A 23082-nucleotide genomic window follows, 5' to 3' on the forward strand; every position below is an offset into this window, starting at 1 on the left:
CGTGGCGTAGCCGCCGGTTCCTCCGAGGCGGCGCAGCCGCCGCCTCGTTTCAGCTTACTGCGCCTGCAGCTCGGCGATGGCCGCCTGGGTCTGGACCAGGCCCCAGCCGGTGTTGTCGTCGCGGCCCGGCGCGTCCAGATCGATCGCGGTCACCGCCAGCGCATCGCGCACCTGCTGCGCGGTCGCGGTCGGCTTGGCGCTCCACGCCACCGCGGCCACGCCGGACACATGCGGGGTCGCCATCGAGGTGCCGTCCATGTCGACGTAAGCCGTGTTGCTGGCCTGCGGCACGGTGTCGACGGTCGCGCTCTGGCCGGACAGGCCGGCGATGATCGCCTCGCCGTCGGCCTTGGCGATGCCGACCGCCGGGATGGTGCTGTGATTGGCCGCACCGGTCGCGGTGACGCCGAGGGTGGCGTGCAGAGCGCCGTCGACGTTGTTGTAGATCACCACGCCGACGCCGCGGCCCTTCTGCACCGCCTGCACCTTCTCCAGGAAGCTGTTGGTGCCGCGCTGGCACAGCACGACCTTGTTGCGCCAGGTCGAGCTGGACGCCGTGCATAGGCCGCCGTTGACCCAGCCCGCACTGGCGGTGGCCTGCTTGGAACCGTCGATCGGGTTCATCGCGAAGCTGCTGTTGCCGACCTTGAGCGGGTCGTCGACCAACGGGAACGTGCTGTGCACGCCGACGCCCGGCGCGGACAGCTCGACCTCGCTGTTGTACTGGGAGAAATCGGCCTTGGCGTTGTTCGCGTCGACCGCGGCCACCGAGACCACGCTCGGATACGAGGCCGGGTAGCTCAGCGTCGCGTTGCCGTCGTTGCCGGCCGCGGCGATGTTGAGGATGCCCTGGTCGGCCAGGCTCTGGAACGCGTTGCGCTCGGTGGTCGAGCTGCCGCTGCCGCCCAGGCTCATGCTGATGATCTTGGCGCCGGCGGTAGCGCAGCGGTTGGCCGCGTCGACCAGGGTCGAGCTGTACGTCCAGGAGCACTGGCCCTCGCCGGAATAGCCGTTGGTGCCGAACACTTTGATGATGTGCAACGAGACCTTGCCCGGGCTGACGCCGACCACGCCGGTGGCGTTGTTGGCCGCAGCGATGGTGCCGGCGACATGGGTGCCGTGGCCGCAAGTGTCGTTGTTCCAGCCGGTCGGATAGCCGGTCATGGCGATGCCGGCGAAATCTTCATGGGCGGAATTGATGCCCGAGTCGATCACGCAGACCTTGATCCCGGCGCCGGTCGCGGCACCGGCATCGATCGTGCCGTCGCGGTTGGCGTCCCACACGTCGCGGGCCTGCACCTTGTCGATGCCGTAAGGCACGGATTGGGCCGAGGGATAACGCGGCAGGTCGGGCTCGATCGAGGCGATGTTCGGGTTGTTGCGCAGGGCTTGCTGCGCCTGCGGCGGCAGGGTCGCCACGAAAGCGTTGAGCTTGTCGAACTGGAAGTGGATCGCACCGCCGCCGGCCTGCAGCGCCTTGCGCACGTTCTCGCGCTCGGCCGACTGCTTGAACTTCACCCAGACGCGATTGGGATCCGGGCCTTGCGCCGCGGCCAGATTCGATACCGCCAGCATGGACAGACCCAGGCCCAGTGCGCACACCAACTTGCGTTGCTTCATTCGTGACTCCCCGAGATGAAAGGCGGCCCGGACGCGCCGGACCGATAGCGATACGTCGCGGTCTGGGCCGCGACGCACATCCGACGCTAGCCGCATCGGTGGCGGCACGGGAATGAGTGAAACCCCTCAGGGAACATATAATTTTGTGACTTTCGTCACAAATTTATTATGATGAATGCAGCGGTTCTGTCCGCTGTAGGGTGGACACGACGTTTATGCGTTTCGTTAGATCCAGTCGGGAAAACGCGCGACGCCAGCTCGGTCCACGGCTACGCACGCTCGAAGCCGGCAGGCGCCTTGGCTATCGCAAGGACCACCCGCGCCGGACGGTGACCGCCGGCTCAGCCCGGCGGCGCGCGAGTCGGTGGATCGGTCCGACGGAAGAATACCGACGCCCCCGGGACCGGCCTGCGGACGCCTCCCCTAGAGTGCAGGCCCGCCCCGCCTGCAGGCATCCGGGGAAGGGCCGCCGGACGGGGCCACACCGTCGGGTCCGCGCCGCTCAGCTTTCGACGAAGCGCACCCGGCGGGTGATCGAGCAGGTCAGCTCGTAGCCGATGGTCCCGCTGGCCCGGGCGATACGCTCGACCGGCAGCTCCGGCCCCCACAGCTCCACCGGGTCGCCGACCTTGGCTCCGGGCACGCCGCGCAGGTCGATGGTCATCAGGTCCATCGATACCCGGCCGATCACCTGGGTGTCGTGGCCTGCGACCCGCACCGGGGTGCCGGACGGCGCCGCGCGCGGATAGCCGTCGCCGTAGCCGATCGCGGCCACGCCGACCCACATGTCCTGCGGGCACTCCCAGGTCGCGGCATAGCCGATCTTCTCGCCCTTGCGCACGCGGTTGACCGCGATCAGCCGGGTCGACAGGGTCATCGCCGGGCGCAGGCCGAAGTCGGCGCCGCTGCGGCCCTCGACCACGCTGATCCCGTACAGCAGGCCGCCGGGGCGGATCCATTGCGCGTGCGCGTCCGGCCAGCCCAGCACCGCGGCCGAATTGGCCAGCGAACGCGGCCCGTCCAGGCCCTCGGTGGCGGCGGCGAATGCGCGCAACTGGGCGCGGGTCTGGCCGTAACCGGCCTGGGCCGGGTCGAGCTCGTCGGAACTGGCGAAGTGGTTCATCAGCACGATGCCGTCGGCGACCGCGGCGCTGGCGCGCAGGCGCGCGTGCGCTTCGCGCACCTGGTCGGGGGCGAAGCCGAGCCGGTGCATGCCGCTGTCGACCTTGAGCCAGCAGCGGATCGGTTCGCCGGGAGCGGCCTGTTCCAGCATCTCGATCTGGCTGGGATGATGGATCACCGATTCGACCCCGAGCCGGCGCAGCTGCGGCAGATCGTCGGCCTCGTCGAAGCCTGACAGCAGCACGATCGGCTGCGACAGGCCGGCCGCGCGCAGCCGGTCGGCGTCGGACAGGGCCGCCACGCCGAAGGCGTCGGCGCCTTCCAGGGCGCGGGCGACCCGTTCCAGACCGTGGCCATAGCCGTCGGCCTTGACCACCGCCATGACCCGGCTGTGCGGAGCGAGCGCCCGGGCCTGGGCGAGGTTATGACGCAACGCGTCGGTGTGAATGTTTGCGCAAGTCGGTCGTGCCATGCGCCGCATTCTAGCGACCGCAGCCGGCCGCCCTATGAGCTGAGTGTGAAGTTGCCGCGCTTGCGCAGGACGGGCAAAGCCCGGGGACGCCGGCTGCGGGACGGGGTCACGAAGCAGGAGCCGATCCCCCTCCCCCATTTTCAAGGGGGAACAGCGACAGCTCGGGAGAACAGCAGTGCCGGAAAAATGGCAGCAGCTCGTGGCAGCCGCGCGAAACATCGCCGGCGCGCGACGAATGTTCTTGTAGGAGCGGCGTGAGTCGCGACCGCTGGCCCGCGCAGCCCATTCGTCTCGCTGAGCACGCCAAGGGGTAGGCGCGGCGCAAGCCGCGACGACGAGCTGGCGGAAGCGGCGAAAACTACGGCAGGCCGATCCCCCTAGCCCACTTTTCCAACAGAACTGCGGCAAGAACGAAAAAGCCGCGCGGACAAAAGCCCGCGCGGCTTCGAGTTCGAGCCTGGAACGGTCGCCGGGCGTGCGGAACTTCGACGGAAAACGGGCCAGCCCGCAAACCGCCGTCCGATCCGCCGCCGCCTAACTCCTACGCGCCAACTCCCGAGCTATCAGGCTCAGTCGCAGCGACGCTCGATCACCGTCTCGGTCTTGTTCTGCTGGTGCTCCTGGATCTTGCGGCCCGCGAAGGCGCCGCCGACCGCACCGGCCGCCGTCGCCAGCTTCTTGCCGTTGCCGCCGCCGACCTGGTTGCCCAGCAGGCCGCCGGCGACCGCGCCGATCGCGGTACCGGCGATCTTGTGCTGGTCCTTGATCTGCTTGGGACGCTGCACTTCCACGTCGTAGCAACGCGGGGTCTTCTTCGACTTGCTCTGAGCGCCGGCGACGCCGGTCGCCGCGACGCAGGACATCAGCACGATCGCGAGGGTGGATTTCAGGTTGGAGTTCATGGACGCACCGATGATAGGGAGGAAAGAATCGAGCGATACGATGCGCCGCGCTGCGTCACGAACACGTCAACCGAAAGGCGGCGGCGGTTCGTGCGACGCGCAGCGGCCGCATCGCGCAGCAGGCTAGCGCGGTGCGGCTGAACGGGCGATGCAATATCGGCGCGCCGGCATTCGCGGTGCCATGCCGCATTCGACAACGTGCGCGCCATCACCGATTCGCGGGCTCTCATCGCCCGGCGCCGGGCGGCGGCATCCAGCCGGGCCGCTGCGTCTCGCCCGTGAGGCCGGTCCGCGCGGCCGCGTGCGCTCATGCGCTCAACGCGGCTTGCTGTGCCAGAGCGCGTTGACGATGATCCACTTGCCGTCGAAGCGGCCCATATGGAAGTAGTCGACGAACCACGGCGTTTCCACCCGCACCGCCGCGGCATTGCCGGCCACGTCGAGCACCCGGCAGCTGCGGTTCCATTGCTCTTTCGGGGTTTTCAGCACGCCCTGCTTGGTCAGCTCGACCAGTTCTTCCTTGGACATACGGCGCAGCCCCAGGCGTTCGTACGGCGTGTCGCCGATCACCGCGCGCTTGGCCAGGTCCGGATGCAGGGCGCGGGCCACCCGCTGCGGATCGCCCTCGAGCTGGCCGTCGACGTAATCGAAACAGGTGGCCTCGATCGCGGCGATCGTCGCCGGGTCGGGTTGTGCGGCCGGTGCGGCGGCGCTTGCGGCGGCAAACAGCAGGGAAAACATCGACACCCTGGCCTCCATCGAACGCGGACGCGAACCGGAGCGGTTCGCCGGCGCCGAGCATAGCCGGGCGCCGAAACCCGGCCAGTGCCGGTGGTCGGGGGCCGGGACGAACCGCGCGTATCGCGGTGCGGACCCGGCCGGGTCGACTCACTCGAACGAGCCGATCGAGTCGTGGCTGAGGTTGTCGAAGCGGGTGTATTCGCCGAAGAACTTGAGCTTGAGCGAGCCGGTCGGGCCGGATCGCTGCTTGCCGATGATGACCTCGGCCAGGCCTTTGTCCGGCGAGGTTTCCTTGTTGTAGTAGTCGTCGCGGTAAATGAAGATGATGATGTCCGCGTCCTGCTCGATGGCGCCGGATTCGCGCAGGTCGGCCATCACCGGGCGCTTGTCCGCGCGCTGTTCCAGCGAACGGTTGAGCTGCGACAGCGCGATCACCGGCAGGTTGAGCTCCTTGGCCAGGTGCTTGAGCGAGCGCGAGATCTCGGAGATTTCGGTGGCGCGGTTTTCGCTGTTGCCCGGCACCGACATCAGCTGCAGGTAGTCGATCACGATCAGGCCCAGGTCGTGTTCGCGCTTGAGCCGGCGCGATTTGGCGCGCAGCACTTCCGGCGACAGGCCCGGGGTGTCGTCGATGAAGATCTTGACCTCGCGCAGCTGGCGGATCGCGCCGGTGACGCGCGCCCAGTCCTCGTCCTCGAGCTGGCCCGAACGCAGGCGCTGGGCGTTGACCCGACCGACCGAGGAGATCAGGCGCAGGGCCAGCTGGCTGGCCGACATTTCCATCGAGAACACCGCCACCGCCTTCTTGGTGCGGAAGGCGACGTGCTCGGCGATGTTGAGGGCGAAGGTGGTCTTGCCCATCGCCGGACGCGCGGCCAGGATCAGCAGGTCGGTGTTCTGCAGACCGGCCGTCATCTCGTCGAATTCGGTGTAGCCGGTCGGCAAGCCGGTGACCGCGCCGCCGTTGGCGTAGCGCGTCTGCAGCACGTCGAACGCCTCCGACAGCGCCTTGGTCACCGGAGTGAAGTCGGTGCGGCCGCGGGCGCCGGCTTCGGCGATCGCGAACACCTGCTGCTCGGCCTTGGCCAGGATTTCGCCGCTGTCGCGGCCGTCGGGCTGGAAACCGTCGTTGACGATTTCGGTGCCGACCTCGATCAGCTTGCGCATCACCGCCTTGTCGCGAACGATCTCGGCGTAGGCGGCGATGTTGGCCGCCGACGGCGTGGTGCTGGCCAGCTCGATCAGATAGGCGCCGCCGGCGACCTGCTCGGACAGGCCCTGCGAGTCGAACCACTCGCCCAAGGTCACCGCGTCGAACGGCCGGCTGCGCTCGGCCAGCTCGCGGATCGCGCGGTAGATCAGCTGGTGATCGCGGCGGTAGAAGTCTTCCTCGACCAATTGGTCGGCGATGCGGTCGTAGGCGTCGGGCGCCAGCATCAGGCCGCCGAGCACGGCTTGCTCGGCCTCGACCGATTGCGGCGGCACCCGCAATTGGTCGACGCGCTGCTCGGCGCGGGTCTCGAAACGCTTCTCGCCGCGGAAACCGGATCGTGCGCTCATCGGAAAGGCGTTCCTCTGCTCATCAAAAGCGGCGGCCGCGGCGGCGGCCGTACGAGCCACGGCACGTTGGGCGCACAGGCTCGGCATGGGTAACAGGCGGACCCAGCCGCGCGCGCCGCCCGGCAGACTGCCGGGTAACGGCCGCAGAACCGGGGACGGGCATCGTAGCCGCGATGCGCCGGCGGGCGTTGCATACAGCTCTGTTGTGGACTTGTGGCGAAGCTATGGACAAGGTGTGGATAACTGCCCATCTATCGCCCGCCCGAGTCGCTCAGACTGAGACCCGGCCGCAACCCCAACGCACACTCTCAAAAAAGCGAAAGGCGCCGTGACGGCGCCCTTCGCATGCCACGGTCGGGCGGTCGATCAGGCGGCTTCGGCCGCGACGATGACCTTGACCGTGATTTCGACGTCGGCGTGCAGATGCAGCAGCACGTCGTATTCGCCGGTGCGGCGGATCGGGCCTTCGCCCATGATCACTTCCGACTTGCCGACTTCGTAGCCGGCCTTGGTCAGCGCCTCGGCGATGTCGCGCGGGGTCACCGAACCGTACAGCTTGCCTTCGGTCGCGGCATTGGCGTAGACCGTGATCTGCGCGCCTTCCAGCTTGGCCTTGCGGCCTTCGGCGCCGTCCAGCTGGGCCTTGGCCTTGGCTTCGTACTCGGCGCGGCGCGCTTCGAACTCGGCCAGGTTGGCGGCGGTGGCCGGGACGGCTTTGCCCTGCGGCACCAGGAAGTTGCGGCCGTAGCCCGGCTTGACGTTGACCTTGTCGCCGAGGTTGCCGAGGTTGGTGACCTTCTGCAGGAGGATCAGTTGCATGGGTGTGCTCCGTATTCGTTAGCGGGCCTTTAGGTCCGCAGCAGGATTCGCTGTCCGAAGAGCTGGAATCGGGATGCGCTCGGAGGCAAGGGTCGGATCGCGAAAGAACTGCGCGGCCCGCGCCCTCGCTCCTGCCCTCTCCCGCGAGCGGGAGAGGGGGACAAAGCGTTCGCCCGCTTCAGCGGGCGGACCGCTTCACTCAAGCGTTGTGGTTGTCGGTGTACGGGATCAGGGCCAGGAAACGGGCGCGCTTGACGGCCGTGGCCAGCTGGCGCTGGTACTTCGACTTGGTGCCGGTGACGCGGCTCGGCACGATCTTGCCGGTCTCGGTCAGGTACTGGCGCAGGGTGTTGAGATCCTTGTAATCGATCTCCTTGACGCCCTCGGCGGTGAACTTGCAGAACTTGCGGCGGCGGAAGAACTTGGACATGGGGGCGATCCTCAGGCGGCTTCGGCGTTGTCGTCGGCGTTGTCGGCGGTGCCGACAGCGTTGTCGCTGTCGTCGTCACGACGACGGCGCTCGCCGCGCTCGGGCTTGTCGCCCTTCTCGTCCTTGAACTTCATGATCAGCGACTGCTCGGTGTCGGCTTCGTCGCGCTTCATGACCAGGTGACGCAGGACGGCGTCGTTGAAACGGAAGCCGTCGACCAGCTCGTTCAGCACGGTCTGGGTGACTTCGATGTTGAGCAGGACGTAGTGGGCCTTGACCAGGTTCTCGATCGGGTAGGCCAGCTGACGGCGGCCCCAGTCTTCGAGACGGTGGATCTTGCCCTCGCCGCCTTCGATCAGCGACTTGTAGCGCTCGATCATGGCCGGCACCTGCTCGCTCTGGTCCGGGTGGACCAGGAACACGACTTCGTAATGACGCATGGTGTGATTCCTTGTGGATGAAGGGCCGCCGACGGCGACCCGGTTCAGCCCCCCAACGCCGCAACGGCGCGGTGGAGCAAGGTCCCCTGCCCGGCCTGAAGCCGCGCGGGAGCCGGAAAGTATGGCAGCCCGGGGCCTGTGGGGCAAATCGCCGCCATCCGCCCCGACTCGGGCCGACCGTCGCATAGGGCCGTTCAGGCCCGACGCCCCGGCTTCAGCGAAATCCCGAACCTCCAATCCCGAATCTCACCCCTCTCCGAGACCGCTCCGCTTGCGGGCGATCCAACCGTCGATGTGCTTTTCCAGCACCGCCAGCGGCACCGAGCCGGTCGACAGCACCTCGTCGTTGAACTCGCGCAGGTCGAAGCCCTCGCCCAGGGCCTGGCGCGAGCGCTCGCGCAGCTCGGAGATCTTCAACTGGCCGATCTTGTAGGCCAGGGCCTGGCCCGGCCAGCCGATGTAGCGGTCGATCTCGTTGACCACGTCCTGCTCGGTCTTGGGCGCGTTGTCGAGGAAGAAGGCGATCGCCTTGTCGCGGCTCCAGCCCTTGCTGTGCATGCCGGTGTCGACCACCAGCCGCACCGCCCGCCACATGTCGTAGGCCAGCTGGCCCATGCGGTCGTAGGGGTCGTCGTACAGGCCCATGTCGTAGCCCAGGCGCTCGGCGTACAGGCCCCAGCCCTCGCCGTAGGCGACGAAGTAGCCGGTGCGGCGGAACATCGGCGCATCGGCCAGCTCCAGGCCGCTGGCGAACTGGAAGTGGTGGCCCGGCACCGCCTCGTGCAGCGACAGCGGGATCATTTCCCAGGTCGGCCGGGTCTCGGGCTTGTACAGGTTGACGTAATAGAAGCCGGCCCGGGTGCCGTCGACCGCGCCCGGCAGGTAGTAGGCGGTGGTCGTGTCGGGAGCCACGTTGTCGGGGATCGGACGCACGCCATAGGGCTGGCGCGGGATCTTCTTGGAGATCTTGACCAGCTCCGGATCGATTCGCTTGGACACCGCGCGGTAGGCGGTCAGCAACGCCTCCGGCGTCTTGTGGAAGAACTTCGGATCGCTGCGCAAGTAGGCGAAGAACTCGGCCAGGCGGCCCTTGAAGCCGACCTCGGTCTTGATCTTCTCCATTTCGGCGCGGATCCGCGCCACTTCCTTGAGCCCGATCTGGTGGATCTGCTCGGCGCTCAGTGCGGTGGTGGTGAAGTCGGCGGCGAGGAAGTCGTAATAGGCCTTGCCGTCCGGCAGTTCGCTGGCGGCGATGCCGCTGCGCGCGGCCGGCAAGTATTCCTTATCGAAATAGGCCGCGAAGTCGCGGTAGGCCGGCACCACCCGCTCGCGGATCAGCTGCTGCGCCTCGCCCTGCAGGGCCGCGCGCTCGGCCGCCGGCACGCCCTCGGGGAAGCGCGCGAACGGCTTGTACAGCGGACTCTTGGCCGGATCGTCGACGATCTGCTTGGCGATCTGAGCCGGCACCCGCTGCATCAGCACCTTCGGCGGCACGATCCCGGCCTTGACGCCTTCGCGCATCAGCGCCTGGTTCTGCTCGATCAGGGCCGGCAGGCCGCGCAGCCGCGCCAGCCAGTCGCGGTAGTCCTTGACGGTCTGGAACGGCTGGGCCTCGAGGATGCCGTCGGCCAGTTGCACGCCTCCGCTCTGCCCGATCGGGATCAGGTACTCGCGGAACTTCTGCCGCTGCACCGACTTTTCCAGGTTCCAGGCGAATACGTCGTAATTGAGCTGGTCGGCTTCCGACAGTAGGCTGCGGTCGATCGCCTTCAGCCGCGCCAGCGCCTCGCGGTCGGCGGCCTGGCGGGCCTGGATCGCGCCCAGGCTGACATCGCTCCAGCGGTCGTTGTAACGCTTGTCGCCGTTGAACGTGGCGCCTTCCGGGTTTTCGCGCAGGCCGCGCTGCCACTCCTCATCGAACAGGCGATGCAGGGCTTGGGCGCTGGCGTTGCGCTGGACCGCAGCGGCCTCGGGCCGGGCCAGCGCGTCGGCGGCGGGCATGGCGAGGCCGGCCGCGATCGCGGCGGCGAGCAGGACGGTTCGGAGCATGGCGGGGCTTCCCGGGAAACAGCCCCCGAGTCTAGCCGGCGACGCCGGCGGCGCCTTATGACGAAAGTTGGGACGCGCGCCGCCGCTCAGCGGCAGCCGGCGGAATCCGTGCCGCGTCGTGCGGCCTCAGGCCGCGTCGGCCGAGGTAGTGAAGCTCTCGCCGCAACCGCACTCGGCGGTCGCGTTGGGGTTCTGGAACACGAACATCTCGCCCAGGCCCTGCTTGAGGAAATCGATGCGCGTGCCGTCGACCAACGGCAGGCTGATCGGATCGACGTAGATGCGTACGCCGTCCTGTTCGAACACCGTGTCGCCTTCGCGCGCCTCGCGCGCCAGGTCGGCGGTGTGCTGCCAGCCCGAGCAGCCAGTCTTGGTCACGCCGAAGCGCAGACCCAGCGCGCCGGGCGATTCGGCCAGGAAGTGCTGGACGCGGGCGAGAGCGGCGGGAGCGAGGGTGACGGCCATGCGGGGTTCTCGTAGGGGCGGCGGCCTGACGCGGCGCCGGGTTCATGTTAGCAGTCCGGCCGCGGCCGGCTGTTCCCGATATGGCGGCTGGCCCGGCCGGTTCAAGCCCGGGTTCATGCCACGGCCCGCCCGCGGGGAGCGGATCACCCGGGCCGGTTCGCCGATGCCGGATCGGCCGATCGGCGCGCCGTGACCGCGGCCGCGGTTCCCGCGGGCCGCGCCCCCGGCGCGTGCGGCCTGCGCCATCCGTTATGATCGCCCTCCCTCACACGCAACGCGCTAAGGCGGCACGACATGACGGTGGTAAGCGTCGAACAGGCACTCGCAGGCAAGGTTCCGGCGGGCGGCGAGGTCACGGTACGCGGCTGGGTGCGCACCCGGCGCGACTCCAAGGCTGGTCTGAGCTTCGTCAACGTCAGCGACGGCTCCTGCTTCGCGCCGATCCAGGTGGTCGCGACCGGCGACCTGGCCAACTACGACAGCGAGATCAAGCACCTCAGCACCGGCTGTTCGGTGATCGCCACCGGCACCCTGGTCGCCTCGCAGGGCCAGGGCCAGAGCTTCGAGATCCAGGCCAGCAAGGTCGACGTGGTGGGCTGGGTCGAAGACCCGCTGACCTACCCGATGCAGCCCAAGCAGCACTCGCTGGAGTACCTGCGCGAATTCGCCCACCTGCGCCCGCGCACCAACCTGTTCGGCGCGGTGACCCGCATCCGCCATTGCCTGTCGCAGGCGGTGCACCGATTCTTCCACGAAAACGGCTATTACTGGATCAGCACGCCGATCATCACCACCTCCGACGCCGAAGGCGCCGGACAGATGTTCCGCGTGTCGACCCTGGACATGGCCAACCTGCCGCGCAACAAGGACGGCTCGGTCGATTTCTCGCGCGACTTCTTCGGCAAGGAAACCTTCCTGACCGTGTCCGGCCAGCTCAATGTCGAGGCCTACTGCCTGGCGCTGAGCAAGGTCTACACCTTCGGTCCGACCTTCCGTGCCGAGAACAGCAACACCACCCGCCATCTGGCCGAGTTCTGGATGATCGAGCCGGAGATCGCCTTCGCCGACCTGATGCAGAACGCCCAGGTCGCCGAGGACTTCCTCAAGTACCTGTTCCGCGCGGTGCTGAACGAGCGCGGCGACGACATGGCCTTCATCGCCGAGCGCGTCCAGCCCGACGCGGTCACCCGCCTGGAAGCCTTCATCAATTCGCCGTTCGAGCGCATCGACTACACCGACGCGATCGCGCTGCTGCAGAAGTCGGGCAAGAAGTTCGAGTTCCCGGTCGAATGGGGCCTGGACCTGCAGACCGAGCACGAGCGCTGGCTAACCGAAGAGCACGTCGGCCGCCCGGTGGTGGTGCTGAACTATCCCGAGCATTTCAAAGCCTTCTACATGCGCCTCAACGACGACGGCAAGACCGTCGCGGCGATGGACGTGCTGGCCCCGGGCATCGGCGAGATCATCGGCGGCAGCCAGCGCGAGGAGCGCCTGGACGTGCTCGACGCGCGCATGGCCCAGTTCGGCCTGGACCCGGCTCACTACGGCTGGTACCGCGACTTCCGCCGCTACGGCACCGTGCCGCACGCCGGCTTCGGCCTGGGCTTCGAGCGCCTGGTGGTCTACGTCTGCGGCCTGGCCAACATCCGCGATGCGATCGCGTATCCGCGCGCGCCGGGCAATGCCGAGTTCTGAGCGCGGGCTCCCGTGGCCGATCGGCGCCGCCGGCGAACCCGCGCCAGACCGCAATCCAAATTAGAGGCAGCGAGTGATCCTGTTCCTGGCCCTGACCTTCGTCGGCATCGCGATCTCCGCGGTGTGCGCCTTCGCGATCTTCTGGCCGCTGGCGCTGGTGCACCTGCGCGACCGCCACCCCGCGCTGCGCGGCGAGCTCGGCGAGGCCGCGTTCGTCAGCCCGCAGGCCTGGCGCTGGCTGCTGACCCAGCGCTATCGCGGCGCTGGCGACCGCAACCTCGACGGCCTGGCGACGCCGGCGCGGATCTCGTTGCTGATCGTATTCGCCGCACTGGGCTGCGCCGGCCTGTTGTGGCTGCTTTCCATGGTGGTGTCATGACCGAATCCGAACTCCCCTCCGCCGGCGATGCCGGCGGGTCCCGCAGCGAGCAGTGGTGGCTGGCCACCCTCGGCCGCACCGTGATCTGGGCCCGGCTGCGTGTACGCGAAGCCGGCACCGCCGAGGTCTTCGACAGCGACGGCAATACCCTGCCCTACGACAGCGAAGACACCGCCCGCGCCGCGTTGATGGACGCCGAGTTCGTCGAACTCGACGGCCTCGACGAGGACGATGCGCGTTCGCGCGGCTTCGTCCTGGCCGAGCTGGCGCCGCCGCAGGCCGGCGACGATGCGGCCCTGTCCGCGCTGATGATCCAGAAACTGCCGCAACGGCACTGAGCCCGGCCATGTACCTGCCACGCGCTTTCGCCGAGACCGACCTGGGCGCGCTCGACCGCCTGGCCGACGCCTACGACTTCGCCAGCCTGATCACGGTGCGCGACGGCGCGCCCGAGGTCAGCCATTTGCCGCTGCTGTACCGGCGCGAGGGCGAGCGCATCGAACTGCGGGGCCACTGGGCGCGGCCCAACCCGCAGGCGCGCCATGCCGGCCCGGCCCTGGTGGTGCTGCAAGGCCCGCACGCCTATGTCTCGCCGGGCTGGTACCCGGACAAGGAAAGCGCGGCGCGGGTGCCGACCTGGAACTACGCGCTGGCGCATCTGCACGGACAATTGCAGCCGTTCGAGGACGAGACCGCGCTGGCGCAGTTGGTCGACGAGCTGAGCCGCCGCCACGAAAGCCGCATCGGCAGCGACTGGCGCTTCGAATTCGAACGCGACGACCATCGCCGCCAGCTGCGCGGCATCGTCGGCTTCCGTTTCGTGGCCGAGCGGATCGAACTCAAGTTCAAGCTCAGCCAGAACCACCCCGCGGCCAATCGCGACAGCGTCGCCGCGCAGTTGCAGGCGCAGGACCGCGACGACAGCCGCGCCGTTGCCGCGCTGATGCGCGAGCGCGCCGAACCGGCGACTGCGGGCGACTGAGCCGGCGCGCGGATCGATCGCACCGACCGCGCGCTCGGTCGCGCCGCTCCGCCGCCTCCCGTGGTCCGGCTGGACGAATCGTCAGGGTGACTCGTTCGAGTGAATCGACCGGGTGAGTCGGCCGGATCAATCGAAATCCTCGAAACGGAGACTGCGTATGGATCTGAACCTCAGCGGCAAGCATGCCCTGGTCTGCGGCGCCTCCGAGGGCATCGGCCGCGCGACCGCGCACGAGCTGGCCCTGCTCGGCTGCGACGTCACCGTGCTGGCGCGCCGCGCCGACGCGCTGGCCGCAGTCGCCGACGCGCTGCCGCGCCAGGGCGCGCAGGCGCACGGCTGGATCGCCGCCGACGTCGCCGATGCGGCCGGCCTGGCGGCCCAGGTCGAAGCCCTGGCCGCCGGCAAACCGGTGCAGATCCTGGTCAACAACACCGGCGGCCCGCCGGGCGGACCGGCCCACGCGGCCGCCGACACGGCCTACTTCGACGCCTTCCAGCGCCACCTGATCGCCAATCACACCTTGGTCCGCGCCGTGCTGCCGGGCATGCGTTCGGCGCATTGGGGCCGCGTCGTCAACGTGATCTCGACCTCGGTGCGCGAGCCCATCGTCGGTCTGGGCGTGTCCAACACCGTCCGCGGCGCGGTCGCCGGCTGGGCCAAGACCCTGTCGCGCGAACTCGCCGGCGACGGCATCACCGTCAACAACGTCCTGCCGGGCTACACCCGGACCGGCCGCATCGAGCAGATCATCGCCGATCGCGCGCGCAGCAGCGGCCAGTCCGAACAGGAGGTGATCGAGGCCATGCGCAAGACCGTGCCCGCGCAGCGCTTCGCCGAGCCGGGCGAAATCGCCGCCTGCATCGCCTTCCTGTGCTCGCCTGCGGCCGGCTACGTCAACGGCGTCAGCCTGGCCGTCGACGGCGGGCGCATGCAGTCCATCTGAGCGCCCTGCCCGCCTTGTAGGATCGGCGCAAGCCGCGACCAAGCGACTCGCCCTCCCCCAGCCTGCCGTCCCCTACGCAAAGGCAGGCATCCGCAGCTTCAGCGCCATGGCGCGATGACGCCGCGGATTCCCGTTTCCGCGGGGAGGATGTGCTGCAGCCGCTCGCGCCGCTGCCGCCACACAGTGCGACGAAACCGCGACCGGCGACCTCGCGGCGGGTCGTCCGACTCGGCGCTGTCGCGGCTTACGCCGCTCCCGCGGAGGCGGTGTTACGCCGGCCCAGACGCGAACGCTCGAACCACCACAACGCCGCAGCCGCCGCCAGCCAGGCCAGGAACCACGGCCAAGCCGGCATGCGCGCCGACGCCGCCGGCGCGAACCAACGCGGCGGCGCCGCGTCGGCGACGGTCGTCGCCGGCGTCGACCGCACCAACGCCCAGGTCCCCTGGCGCAACTCGTTCGCGCGCAAGCCCGGCGCCTCGTCCTGCGCACGCACCACGAACGGCACGCGCCGTTCGTCGTCGATCAGCAGATGCCAGCCGGGATGCTGCGGCCAGAATCCGGCGCAACGCCGTGCGCCGGCCGCCGGATCGATCGGCAAGGCGGCGACGCGGCCGTCGGGCTGCATCACCCGGGCCGAATCGCCAAGCCCACACAGCGCGCTGCGCCGGTACTGGCGGAACGGATCGAGCGGCGACGCCTCGTCGCGCACCGGCGCATCTTCGGCACCGGCCCGCGCCACCGTGGCCAGCGCCTCGCTCCACAGCTGCGCATGCAGTTCGTCGCGCCCCGCCAACACCAGCCGGAAGCTGTCGCTGAGCGTCCACACCGCGACCCGGCCGCGGCCGTAGGGGCGCCACGCCGCCAGCGCGGCGCCGTCGGCCGCGCGCAACCAGATCTGCGCATCCGCCGGCAAGGCCAAGGCACGCCGGCTCAGCAACGGCGCCTCGCCGGGCGCCTGGTCCGCTCGCCGTGGCGCATCGGCACTGCCCGGCCCCAGCCGCGCCCGCACCGCAGCCTCGTCGCGCGGCTGCGCCGGCCAGCGCGCCGGCAGCGCATCCGCGCCGCCGCCGAGCGCGAGCCCCAGTCCGCGCCACTGCGCCCGGGTGCGCGCCGACAAGGGCCCGGTCGCGCGCAACAGCACGCCGAGCCCGTCGCGCGCTGCGGCCGACACCGCAGCCCGCGACGCATCGCTCAATCCATCCCAGGCGCGCTCGTCAATCAACAGCAGGTCGAAACCGGCCAGAGTCGCGGCATCGATCGGCAGCGGCGCGTCGCCGATCTGCAGGCCGGCACCGAGCGCGACTTGAGTGTGCAGGCGCACCCCGGCGTCTTCGGCCCAGCGCCGCAGATACTTCGACTCCGGGTTCGGCGCACCGGCCAACAGCCACACCCGTGGCGTCGGCGGCGCGACCACCGTCAGCGGCAACGACAGCGTTTCCACCGCCGTGCCGCGCGCATCGCGCAAGCGCAGCGCGAACTCCACCGGTCCGGCCGCGCGCGCCAGGCCTTCGAGGCGGAAACCGCCGTCGCGTCCTAGCTCGACCCGGTCGATGCGTTGTCCGGCCGGATCGAGCAGTTCCGCGCTGCCGCCGGCGAGGTCGTGCGCGCGGCCATGCAGGACGAAGGCATTGCCCAGGCCGGCCCGCTGCGGCGGCCACCATTCGAGCAGGCCGCGCGGCTGCGATGCGGGGACGAAGCTCAAGGCCAGTCCCTGCGCGGCCTCGCGGTCGCGCGCCTCCAGGCCGGCGCCGATCACGCGCAGGCGTCGTACCTGCGGGTGCCGGCGCAAGGCGGTGGCCAGATCCGGCGCGCGTTCGCCGCTCAAACCGGCGGGCGCTTCCGGCAAGGACACCCGGGCCGTATCGGCGGCGAACGCGCCCGGCGCCGCCGCCGCGGTCAACACCGTCAGCTCCGCCTGCGGCGTGCGCAGCGGCGGAGGGAACAGCGTCAAGTGCAACAAGGCCGCGCACAGCGGCTGGGCGAGCAACAACAGCCCCAGGCGCCAGGCGCGCGCGCGGTGCGGGGGCTCGGCGCGGTACTGCCGCCACAGCAAGCGCAGCATGCCGGCGAACGACGCCAGGGCGAGGACCACGGCGGTCAGCAGGCCCGGAGTCATCGCCCGGCCTCCGCCTGCAAGGCCTCGAAATAGCGCCGGTCGCCGGCATCGCCCGCGGCGCGGCGCGATACCGCGGCCGGCGGTCGCGCCAGCACCGGCCACAGCAGGGCGCGCAAACGCGCCCGGCAGTCGGCGCAATCGCTGCGCTGGCGGACCGCATCGAGCGCGGCCGCGAAGGCGAGCGGGTCGCTCACGCGCTCGGGATGCGCGTCGAGCCAGCGTTCCAGCGCGGCGTAGTCCACCGGCGCCGCGGCGGCGCCCGGCACGGGCTGCAGCGCCTGCCACAATGCCGCCGGCAAGGGATCGGCCGCAGTCGCCGCCGCCAGCGGATCGTCGCGTCGCGCCAGGCCGGCGCGCTCGCCGCTCAGGCGACGGGTGAAATCGATCGGCGGCAGTTCCGGGCCGACACGCGCCAGGTAGATCCGGCTCGCCTGCTGCACCTGCTTGATGAAACGCAGGGCGCGGTAGGCATAAGGCAACGCCTGCTGCGGCCGGCCCTGGCGCAGGTGCAGCTCCGACTGCCACATCTCGTCCAGGGCCGACTTGAGCAAGGCCCGGGTCTTGGGATCGAGCAAGGTCGCCGCCTCGGCGATGTCGTGGGTATGACCGAATTGCTCCAGCACCGAACCGGCCTCGCCGAAGCGCGCGGGCACGGGCGGCCGGGCGTGGTCGTGTCCGTCTTCGTCCGGCGCTGCCGGCTTGTCCGCCACGCCGCCCTCGCCCCCCGCCTGCGCGTGCCCGTCGCGGCCTTGGCCATCGCGCTCGGCGTCGCCGTCGTCGTGCGCATCGCTGGTCGGCAGGGGCGGCGCGCCCTCGGACTCTTCGCCAAGGAACTGGCCGTAGCGCAGCCGCAGCAGGCGCTGATCCACGCCGATCGCGTCGGAGCGCTGGACGAAGCGTTCGCCCTCGAGCTTGCGCCGTTGCGCGATCAGCGCCTCGGCATCGATGATGATCTGGCGCTGGCTGCGGAAATAAGCCGGCATCACCGTCTTGACCAGCCCCTCCACGCCGGTCGCTTCGCTGCCCTGGTCGGCCGGCCAGCGCAGGATCAGGCTGGCGCTGCGCACGTTTTGCGCCTGCGGGCGACGGTTGTCGTCGACGCTCAACTGCACGATCAGATCGTCGCCGCGGGCGAAGCCCAGCGCGGCCAGGTCCAGCCGGTGCGCATAGCGCTTGGCGGCGGCGCCGCCGCGGCCGGGCACGCGCAGGGTCCGCTCGCGGAAAACGATGTTCTCGCCGCTGCCTTGGGCCAGGGTGACGCGCAGGCTGGCATCGGCGGCGAGACCGTAGTCGTCGTTGGCATCGAAGATCAAGGACCAGGAACGCTGATCGGGTCCGACCAGACTCAGGCTGCGATCCGGCGCGATCGTCCGCAGTTGTGGCGGCCGGTCGGGGATCGCGTCGAGCCGATGCAGGCGCTGCGACTGCGCGGCCGGCGCGCCGCGGGCGACGATCCGGTACAGCGCGGAGCGGATCAGCGGGCGTTGCGCACGCCAGTCGCCGTCCTCGCCGCGCTGCAGCGGCAGGCGCTGGCCGTCGAGGAACACCAGTTCGGCGCCCGTCGGCTGCGGTGCGAACCGCAAGGTCCAATCCAGCCTGGAGCCTTCGGCCACGCGCCCTTGCAAGCTGGGTTCGTCGCGCGCCGGCAGCCCGGTATAAGCCGGCGCGCGCACATGCAGGTTCTGCGCCAGCAGGCGCGGCTGTCCCGGCGCCGCTGCCACCTCGGGAGCCGGCGCCAGTGCGGTTTCGCGCCGCGCCGACGGCGAGGTCGGCCACAGCAGGACGGCCGAGATCGCAACGCTGGCGGCGACGCCGGACAGGGCGATACCTCGACCCGACCACGCCGGTCGCAGGTCGGGCGGCGCGCCGGCGGCCAGGCGCGCTTGCAACCGGGCCCGCTGCAGGCGCTGCAGTTCGTTGAGCGTTTCGCTGCGCGCGAACAGCAGTTCGGCGCTGTCGTCCATGTCGCGGCGCAGACCGTCGAGCCGGCGGATCAGCCAGCGCCGGTCGAACGCGGCCGCCGCGCGCCACGCCCAGGCCGCCGCCACGACCGCGGCGAACGCGAAACCGGCCGCAGCCAGGCTGGCGCCGGACGCGCGCCACAGCACTGCGGCGGCCGCAGCCGCCCAAGGCAACGCCAAGGCGGCGCGATCCAGGCCACGGCGCCAGCGCGCCGCGCGCCACGCTTGTTGCAGTCGTTGCGCGGCCGCCGCTGCGTTCACGGCCCACTCCCGCCGCGCGCTCGCGTCGCCAGCCAACGTTCCAACAGCGCCGCCAGCGCGATCGCCACGGCCAGCCAAGGACGCAGATCCTGCGGCGGGAGGGCCGCGGCGACCGCGCCGGTGCGCGGCGCCATGTCGCGCGCCAGCGCCAGGGCGGGCGCCGGCGGGAGCGGCTGAAACATCGCACGCAAGGCGGCGACGAAACCGGGTTCGAGCAGTTCCGGCAGTTGCGCCGGCGCCAACGGGCGGGTCAATCGCAGCAGGCGGCCGCGACCATAGTGCACGCCCTCCGCCAACACGGCGCCGCTGCGATCGCGCCACGCCGCCGCACGCCGTGTGCCGACGCCGCCCGGCCATTGCGCCTGCGCATCGAGCAGTACGATGGCGCCGTTGCGCGCTTTGTCCAGCACCGCTGCCGGCACCGCGCCGGGCGCGAGCCAGATCAAGCCGTTCGCGTCCGACCGCGGCGGCGTCGACGCGGTTGCGATGTCGGCAGGCCGGTGGGGCCCGGCGCTGCCTGTGTCCCAGGCCGACAGCGCGGCGCGGATGTAGCGCGCGTCCGGCGTGCGCTCGGCGACGTACCGCAACGCCGGCGGCGGCACCGTCGCGTCCGGCGTCGCCGGCGGCTGCGATGCGTTGCCGGCAACGATCTCCCACTCCACCCGCCGCGACAGCTGCAACCTTTGCGCGTCCAGGCCATGCAGACGTTCCGGCACGAACACGGTCAGCCGGGTCTGCGCCGGCAGCAGCGCGTCGAGTTCGCGCAACAAGCTGCCGGCCGGCACAGCGCGGGCCTCGGCGGGCGGCGCGGAAGCGCCGTCGGCGACGCTCGGAAAGCCCGGCGCCAACCAACGCAGTTCCGCGTCGTGCGCGGCGGCCGCGGCACGCGCCGCGCTCGGGTCCGCACCCGCCGCCAGTGCGATCCAGGGCCGGTCGCCCTCGGCGCCGGACAGCACCGGCCGCGCCAGCCACAGCGCCAGCAAGGCCAGCAACAACAGGCGCAGCAGCAACAGCGGCCAATCCTCGAAGCGCAGCCGGTGGCGCGGCTTCGGCCTGTGCCGCAGCCAACGCAGCGCGGCGAAGTCGGTCGGCCACTGTTCGCTGCGCCGCGCCAGGTGGATCAACATGGGCAACAGCCACGCCGCCAGCGCGGCCAAGCCCAGCGGCAGCAACAGCGCCAGACTCACGCGCCCTCCGCCGCGTCGCGGCCGCCGAACAGCCGTCGCAACGGCAGATCCAGTGCTTCGTCGAGCACGAACTCGGCATGGCGGATGCCGCAGGCCTGCAGGCGCGCATCGACCGCGCGACGCGCGGCGGCGAAGCGGCGCAGGAAGTCCTCGCGCAAGTCGGCGCCGTCGCCGAGCAACTCCTCTCCGGTTTCCGGATCGCGGAAGCGATGGCCGCCGCGATACGGAAAGTCGCGCTCTTCCACAGTCAGAATACGGATGCTCAACACTTCGCGCCGCGCCGCGGCAAGCCGTTCGGCCACGTCGAGCGCGGCTTCGTCGAAGCCGTCGCCGAGCATCAGCACCAGATCGCCGGCGCCGATGCGCTCCCATAGCGGCCGCAGCCGCTCCGGCGCCGGCCAGCGGCCGCGTGCGCGCAGCGCGTGCAGCTCCCGCCACAGCCGGTCGCGCTGACGGGTACCGGTCGCCGGTGCGATCAGGCGCAAACCGTCTTCCTGCAATGCGATCAGGCCGAAACGATCGCCCTGGCGCAGCGCCAGCTCCGCCGCGCACGCGGCCAGAGCCTTGGCCGCGTCGAGCCGGCTCCAGCCCGGACGCGCCGCGTCGCCCTGCCCCATCGACGCGCTCGCGTCGATCAGCAGCCACAGCGCCAGCGGGCTTTCGCGCTCGGCCTCGCGGACGAAGAAACGATCCGAACGCGCGTACAGCTTCCAGTCGATCTGGCGCGGCTCGTCGCCGGGCTCGTAAGCGCGGTACTGGGCGAATTCCAGGCCGGCGCCGCGGCTGCGGCTGCGGTGCTGGCCCAGGCCGTGCGCGCCGACCGCGCGCCGAGACACCAGGCTCAGGCTGCGCAGGCGCGCCCGCACCGACGGCGGAATCAGCTCGTGCATCCGCGCCGGCTCAGGCGTCCGGCGCGGGCAAGGCGCGCAGCAACGCGGCGACCACGTCGTCGGCGCTGCGCGATTCGGCCTCGGCCGCGAACGACAGCAACAGGCGGTGGCGCATCACCGGCGCGGCCAGGGCGATCACGTCCTCGCGGGTCGCGGCCAGGCGCCCGTGCAGCAGGGCGCGCGCCTTGGAGGCCAAAGCCAGCGATTGGCCGGCACGCGGGCCGGCACCCCACTTCACCCACTGCCGGACCTCGGCCGGCGCGCCGTCGCCGGGCCGGCTGGCGCGCACCAGGCGGGTGATCCAGCGCAGCAGGTCTTCGCTCAGATGCACCTCGCGCACCCGCGCCTGCAGCGCCAGCAGGTCCGCGCCGTGCATCACCCGCGGCACCTGTGCGCCGCGGCTGCCGGTGGTCTGGCGCAGGATGTCGTGTTCTTCGTTCTCGCTCGGATAACCGACCCGGATATGCAGCAGGAACCGATCGAGCTGCGCCTCGGGCAAGGGATAGGTGCCGGCCTGTTCGAGCGGGTTCTGGGTCGCCAGCACGAAGAACGGCGCCGGCAGCGCATGGGTGACGCCGGCATAGCTGACAGTGCGCTCCTGCATCGCCTCCAGCAGCGCGGCCTGGGTCTTGGGCGGGGTGCGGTTGAGCTCGTCGGCCAGCAGCAGGTGGGTGAAAATGGGGCCGGGCTGGAAACGGAAGTGGCGGTGGCCGGTGCCGTGATCCTCTTCCAGCAGCTCGGTGCCGAGCAGGTCGCTGGGCATCAGGTCGGGAGTGAACTGCACGCGCCGGAACTGCAATTCCAGCGCCTGCCCCAGCGAGCGCACCAGCAAGGTCTTGCCGAGCCCCGGCACGCCTTCGAGCAGGCAGTGGCCGCCGGCGAGCAGTCCGATCAGCAGTTGTTCGACCACTTCGTCCTGGCCGACGATCGCCTGCGCGATCGCCCCGCGCAACTCGCCCAATCGCGCCAGCAACGCCTGCAATCCGGCTTCGCCGCCCACTTCGTCCGCTACCGCCTTGGTGTTCATGTCTGGTCCCGATTCCTACTGCGTCGAATGCAACGGCAAGAGCGAAAGCAACAGCAACAGCAAATCCCCCGCGTTCGCTGCGCGGACGCCACCCCCTTTGTCGAAGGGGGCAAAGGCGCGAGCGCTGGTCGCAAGCGCCCGGCCCTTAGCCTTTCCCGCGCCTTTCCCGCGCCTTTCCGAATCTCTGCCCTGCCTTTGCCTGCGCCTTCGCCCGTGCCCCTACGATTCCCTATTCCCTATTCCCTATTCCCTAATCCCTATTCCCTATTCCCCATTCCCGCCCCTCACCCCATCAACGCATACATCGCGATATTGACCGCGAACTTGGTGTTGTCCTCGGCCAGGAAACGCTTGTTGCGCCAGTCGTAGTCCCATTCGCAACCGTAATCCTTGTTGCTGTAGAGCACGCCGAGGCGGCCGTCGATCTCGATGCCCTGCAGGTAATCGTGAACCAGGTCGTCGCCCCAACCGTTGAGTTCGAAACCGGTCGCGGGCGGGCCGTCGAAAACGAAGAAGCTGCGGTAGATGGGGTGGTTCCGGGGCAGGCGCTTGAGCGCCTTGCGGCCGAAGATCGCGGCCATCTGGCTTTCGAACGAACGCGCGAACAGGCCGTCGATGTCGTGGTTGCAATCGTCGACGAACACGAAGCCGCCGTTGCGCACGTAGCGCTCGAAGTTGCGCCGCTCCTCGGGGTTGAACTCGACCAGTTTGTGCCCGGCCAGGTAGCAGAACGGCGCGCCGAGCATCTTCGGGTCGGACAAGGCCAGCACGTGTTCCTTGGGGTCCACGCGCAGGTCGGTGTAGTCGATCAGCGCGGTGAGCAGATTGGCCGGCATGCGCTGGTCCACGTCCCAGTCGCCGGAGTCGTACTTGAGCCGGGTGAACCAGAAGTCGTAATCGGCCGCAGCCCGCGCCAGCGGCGAGCGCGCCAGCCAGGCACCGGCCAGGCCGCCGGCGAGCAGGCGCAGGAAGGCGGCGCGGTTCACCGCCGCCCTGGCCTGCCGGCGTGCGCCGACCG

Annotated in this window: 22 protein-coding genes; 5 read left to right on the forward strand and 17 right to left on the reverse strand. The window is 70.3% G+C overall.

The window, feature by feature from the left end:
- Nucleotides 1-54 precede the first annotated feature (54 nt).
- The 11 genes from V2J18_RS11875 to V2J18_RS11925 all read right to left on the reverse strand — a co-directional run bounded on the left by V2J18_RS11875 (nucleotide 55) and on the right by V2J18_RS11925 (nucleotide 10620).
- Nucleotides 55-1620 (reverse strand): S8 family serine peptidase, encoded by a 1566-nt coding sequence (locus tag V2J18_RS11875; protein ID WP_064748251.1) that lies wholly within the window; start codon nucleotides 1618-1620, stop codon nucleotides 55-57.
- A 502-nt stretch (nucleotides 1621-2122) separates the two neighbouring features.
- The gene (gene alr / locus V2J18_RS11880) at nucleotides 2123-3214 is read right to left on the reverse strand and encodes an alanine racemase (RefSeq protein WP_064748252.1); all 1092 of its coding nucleotides are present in this window, start codon (nucleotides 3212-3214) and stop codon (nucleotides 2123-2125) included.
- 569 nt (nucleotides 3215-3783) lie between these two features.
- Entirely contained in the window at nucleotides 3784-4116 is a 333-nt protein-coding gene (locus V2J18_RS11885) for a glycine zipper 2TM domain-containing protein (protein ID WP_064748253.1), read from the reverse strand.
- On the reverse strand, nucleotides 4113-4346 hold the full coding sequence (locus V2J18_RS11890; protein WP_141233493.1) for a hypothetical protein: 234 nt from the start codon (nucleotides 4344-4346) through the stop codon (nucleotides 4113-4115). Before V2J18_RS11890 ends, V2J18_RS11885 begins: the two co-directional genes overlap by 4 nt.
- 85 nt (nucleotides 4347-4431) lie before the next feature.
- A complete protein-coding gene (locus V2J18_RS11895) occupies nucleotides 4432-4857 on the reverse strand; it encodes a nuclear transport factor 2 family protein (protein WP_425606106.1) in 426 nt (141 codons plus the stop codon).
- A gap of 147 nt (nucleotides 4858-5004) precedes the next feature.
- On the reverse strand, nucleotides 5005-6417 hold the full coding sequence (locus V2J18_RS11900) for a replicative DNA helicase (protein WP_064748255.1): 1413 nt from the start codon (nucleotides 6415-6417) through the stop codon (nucleotides 5005-5007).
- Nucleotides 6418-6783: 366 nt separating this feature from the next.
- On the reverse strand, nucleotides 6784-7236 hold the full coding sequence (gene rplI, locus V2J18_RS11905) for a 50S ribosomal protein L9 (RefSeq protein WP_064748256.1): 453 nt from the start codon (nucleotides 7234-7236) through the stop codon (nucleotides 6784-6786).
- A 199-nt stretch (nucleotides 7237-7435) separates the two neighbouring features.
- Complete coding sequence (gene rpsR / locus V2J18_RS11910) at nucleotides 7436-7666, reverse strand: 30S ribosomal protein S18 (RefSeq protein ID WP_031372470.1); 231 nt, start codon at nucleotides 7664-7666, stop codon at nucleotides 7436-7438.
- An 11-nt stretch (nucleotides 7667-7677) separates the two neighbouring features.
- On the reverse strand, nucleotides 7678-8106 hold the full coding sequence (rpsF, locus tag V2J18_RS11915; RefSeq protein WP_064748257.1) for a 30S ribosomal protein S6: 429 nt from the start codon (nucleotides 8104-8106) through the stop codon (nucleotides 7678-7680).
- Between the two features lie 246 nt (nucleotides 8107-8352).
- Nucleotides 8353-10155 carry a DUF885 domain-containing protein gene (locus V2J18_RS11920; protein WP_336131883.1) on the reverse strand — a complete coding sequence of 601 codons (1803 nt, stop codon included), beginning with the start codon at nucleotides 10153-10155 and terminating at the stop codon, nucleotides 8353-8355.
- Between the two features lie 126 nt (nucleotides 10156-10281).
- Nucleotides 10282-10620, reverse strand: a complete 339-nt coding sequence (locus V2J18_RS11925; protein ID WP_064748259.1) for a HesB/IscA family protein — start codon at nucleotides 10618-10620, stop codon at nucleotides 10282-10284.
- A gap of 294 nt (nucleotides 10621-10914) precedes the next feature.
- On the opposite strand from V2J18_RS11925, the gene asnS reads away from it, so the two are divergent.
- The 5 genes from asnS (at nucleotide 10915) to V2J18_RS11950 (ending at nucleotide 14619) form a co-directional block, all read left to right on the forward strand.
- On the forward strand, nucleotides 10915-12315 hold the full coding sequence (asnS, locus tag V2J18_RS11930) for an asparagine--tRNA ligase (RefSeq protein WP_064748260.1): 1401 nt from the start codon (nucleotides 10915-10917) through the stop codon (nucleotides 12313-12315).
- Nucleotides 12316-12388: 73 nt separating this feature from the next.
- The gene (locus tag V2J18_RS11935; RefSeq protein WP_064748261.1) at nucleotides 12389-12694 is read left to right on the forward strand and encodes a hypothetical protein; all 306 of its coding nucleotides are present in this window, start codon (nucleotides 12389-12391) and stop codon (nucleotides 12692-12694) included.
- Nucleotides 12691-13032 carry a hypothetical protein gene (locus V2J18_RS11940; RefSeq protein ID WP_064748262.1) on the forward strand — a complete coding sequence of 114 codons (342 nt, stop codon included), beginning with the start codon at nucleotides 12691-12693 and terminating at the stop codon, nucleotides 13030-13032. Before V2J18_RS11935 ends, V2J18_RS11940 begins: the two co-directional genes overlap by 4 nt.
- Before the next feature lie 8 nt (nucleotides 13033-13040).
- Nucleotides 13041-13676, forward strand: coding sequence for an FMN-binding negative transcriptional regulator (locus tag V2J18_RS11945; RefSeq protein WP_064748263.1), 636 nt, complete (start codon nucleotides 13041-13043; stop codon nucleotides 13674-13676).
- Nucleotides 13677-13833: 157 nt separating this feature from the next.
- Nucleotides 13834-14619 (forward strand): SDR family NAD(P)-dependent oxidoreductase, encoded by a 786-nt coding sequence (locus V2J18_RS11950; protein ID WP_336131884.1) that lies wholly within the window; start codon nucleotides 13834-13836, stop codon nucleotides 14617-14619.
- Nucleotides 14620-14863: 244 nt separating this feature from the next.
- Here V2J18_RS11950 and V2J18_RS11955 read toward each other — a convergent pair whose 3' ends face one another.
- From V2J18_RS11955 to V2J18_RS11980, 6 genes are all read right to left on the reverse strand, one after another.
- Nucleotides 14864-16738, reverse strand: a complete 1875-nt coding sequence (locus V2J18_RS11955) for a carboxypeptidase regulatory-like domain-containing protein (protein ID WP_336131885.1) — start codon at nucleotides 16736-16738, stop codon at nucleotides 14864-14866.
- Complete coding sequence (locus V2J18_RS11960) at nucleotides 16735-18960, reverse strand: hypothetical protein (RefSeq protein ID WP_336131886.1); 2226 nt, start codon at nucleotides 18958-18960, stop codon at nucleotides 16735-16737. Before V2J18_RS11960 ends, V2J18_RS11955 begins: the two co-directional genes overlap by 4 nt.
- Nucleotides 18957-20147: a BatA domain-containing protein gene (locus V2J18_RS11965; protein WP_336131887.1), complete on the reverse strand. Its 1191-nt coding sequence runs from the start codon at nucleotides 20145-20147 to the stop codon at nucleotides 18957-18959. Before V2J18_RS11965 ends, V2J18_RS11960 begins: the two co-directional genes overlap by 4 nt.
- Nucleotides 20144-21037, reverse strand: coding sequence for a DUF58 domain-containing protein (locus tag V2J18_RS11970; protein ID WP_064748267.1), 894 nt, complete (start codon nucleotides 21035-21037; stop codon nucleotides 20144-20146). Before V2J18_RS11970 ends, V2J18_RS11965 begins: the two co-directional genes overlap by 4 nt.
- A 10-nt stretch (nucleotides 21038-21047) precedes the next feature.
- Nucleotides 21048-22064 (reverse strand): AAA family ATPase, encoded by a 1017-nt coding sequence (locus V2J18_RS11975; RefSeq protein ID WP_336131888.1) that lies wholly within the window; start codon nucleotides 22062-22064, stop codon nucleotides 21048-21050.
- A gap of 284 nt (nucleotides 22065-22348) precedes the next feature.
- Nucleotides 22349-23050 (reverse strand): DUF4159 domain-containing protein, encoded by a 702-nt coding sequence (locus tag V2J18_RS11980; protein ID WP_064748269.1) that lies wholly within the window; start codon nucleotides 23048-23050, stop codon nucleotides 22349-22351.
- Nucleotides 23051-23082: the final 32 nt, after the last annotated feature.

This window comes from Lysobacter firmicutimachus, assembly GCF_037027445.1.
Lineage (GTDB): Bacteria > Pseudomonadota > Gammaproteobacteria > Xanthomonadales > Xanthomonadaceae > Lysobacter > Lysobacter firmicutimachus.

Excerpts from the sequence above, each read along its gene's own strand:
- rpsF (WP_064748257.1), bottom strand. The coding sequence starts at position 8,106 with ATGCGTCATTACGAAGTCGTGTTCCTGGTCCACCCGGACCAGAGCGAG.
- V2J18_RS11885 (WP_064748253.1), bottom strand. The coding sequence starts at position 4,116 with ATGAACTCCAACCTGAAATCCACCCTCGCGATCGTGCTGATGTCCTGC.
- V2J18_RS11940 (WP_064748262.1), top strand. The coding sequence starts at position 12,691 with ATGACCGAATCCGAACTCCCCTCCGCCGGCGATGCCGGCGGGTCCCGC.
- V2J18_RS11950 (WP_336131884.1), top strand. The coding sequence starts at position 13,834 with ATGGATCTGAACCTCAGCGGCAAGCATGCCCTGGTCTGCGGCGCCTCC.
- V2J18_RS11945 (WP_064748263.1), top strand. The coding sequence starts at position 13,041 with ATGTACCTGCCACGCGCTTTCGCCGAGACCGACCTGGGCGCGCTCGAC.
- V2J18_RS11920 (WP_336131883.1), bottom strand. The coding sequence starts at position 10,155 with ATGCTCCGAACCGTCCTGCTCGCCGCCGCGATCGCGGCCGGCCTCGCC.
- V2J18_RS11975 (WP_336131888.1), bottom strand. The coding sequence starts at position 22,064 with ATGAACACCAAGGCGGTAGCGGACGAAGTGGGCGGCGAAGCCGGATTG.
- V2J18_RS11925 (WP_064748259.1), bottom strand. The coding sequence starts at position 10,620 with ATGGCCGTCACCCTCGCTCCCGCCGCTCTCGCCCGCGTCCAGCACTTC.
- V2J18_RS11875 (WP_064748251.1), bottom strand. The coding sequence starts at position 1,620 with ATGAAGCAACGCAAGTTGGTGTGCGCACTGGGCCTGGGTCTGTCCATG.
- alr (WP_064748252.1), bottom strand. The coding sequence starts at position 3,214 with ATGGCACGACCGACTTGCGCAAACATTCACACCGACGCGTTGCGTCAT.
- rpsR (WP_031372470.1), bottom strand. The coding sequence starts at position 7,666 with ATGTCCAAGTTCTTCCGCCGCCGCAAGTTCTGCAAGTTCACCGCCGAG.
- V2J18_RS11895 (WP_425606106.1), bottom strand. The coding sequence starts at position 4,857 with ATGTTTTCCCTGCTGTTTGCCGCCGCAAGCGCCGCCGCACCGGCCGCA.
- V2J18_RS11970 (WP_064748267.1), bottom strand. The coding sequence starts at position 21,037 with ATGCACGAGCTGATTCCGCCGTCGGTGCGGGCGCGCCTGCGCAGCCTG.
- asnS (WP_064748260.1), top strand. The coding sequence starts at position 10,915 with ATGACGGTGGTAAGCGTCGAACAGGCACTCGCAGGCAAGGTTCCGGCG.
- V2J18_RS11900 (WP_064748255.1), bottom strand. The coding sequence starts at position 6,417 with ATGAGCGCACGATCCGGTTTCCGCGGCGAGAAGCGTTTCGAGACCCGC.
- V2J18_RS11890 (WP_141233493.1), bottom strand. The coding sequence starts at position 4,346 with ATGAGAGCCCGCGAATCGGTGATGGCGCGCACGTTGTCGAATGCGGCA.
- rplI (WP_064748256.1), bottom strand. The coding sequence starts at position 7,236 with ATGCAACTGATCCTCCTGCAGAAGGTCACCAACCTCGGCAACCTCGGC.
- V2J18_RS11955 (WP_336131885.1), bottom strand. The coding sequence starts at position 16,738 with ATGACTCCGGGCCTGCTGACCGCCGTGGTCCTCGCCCTGGCGTCGTTC.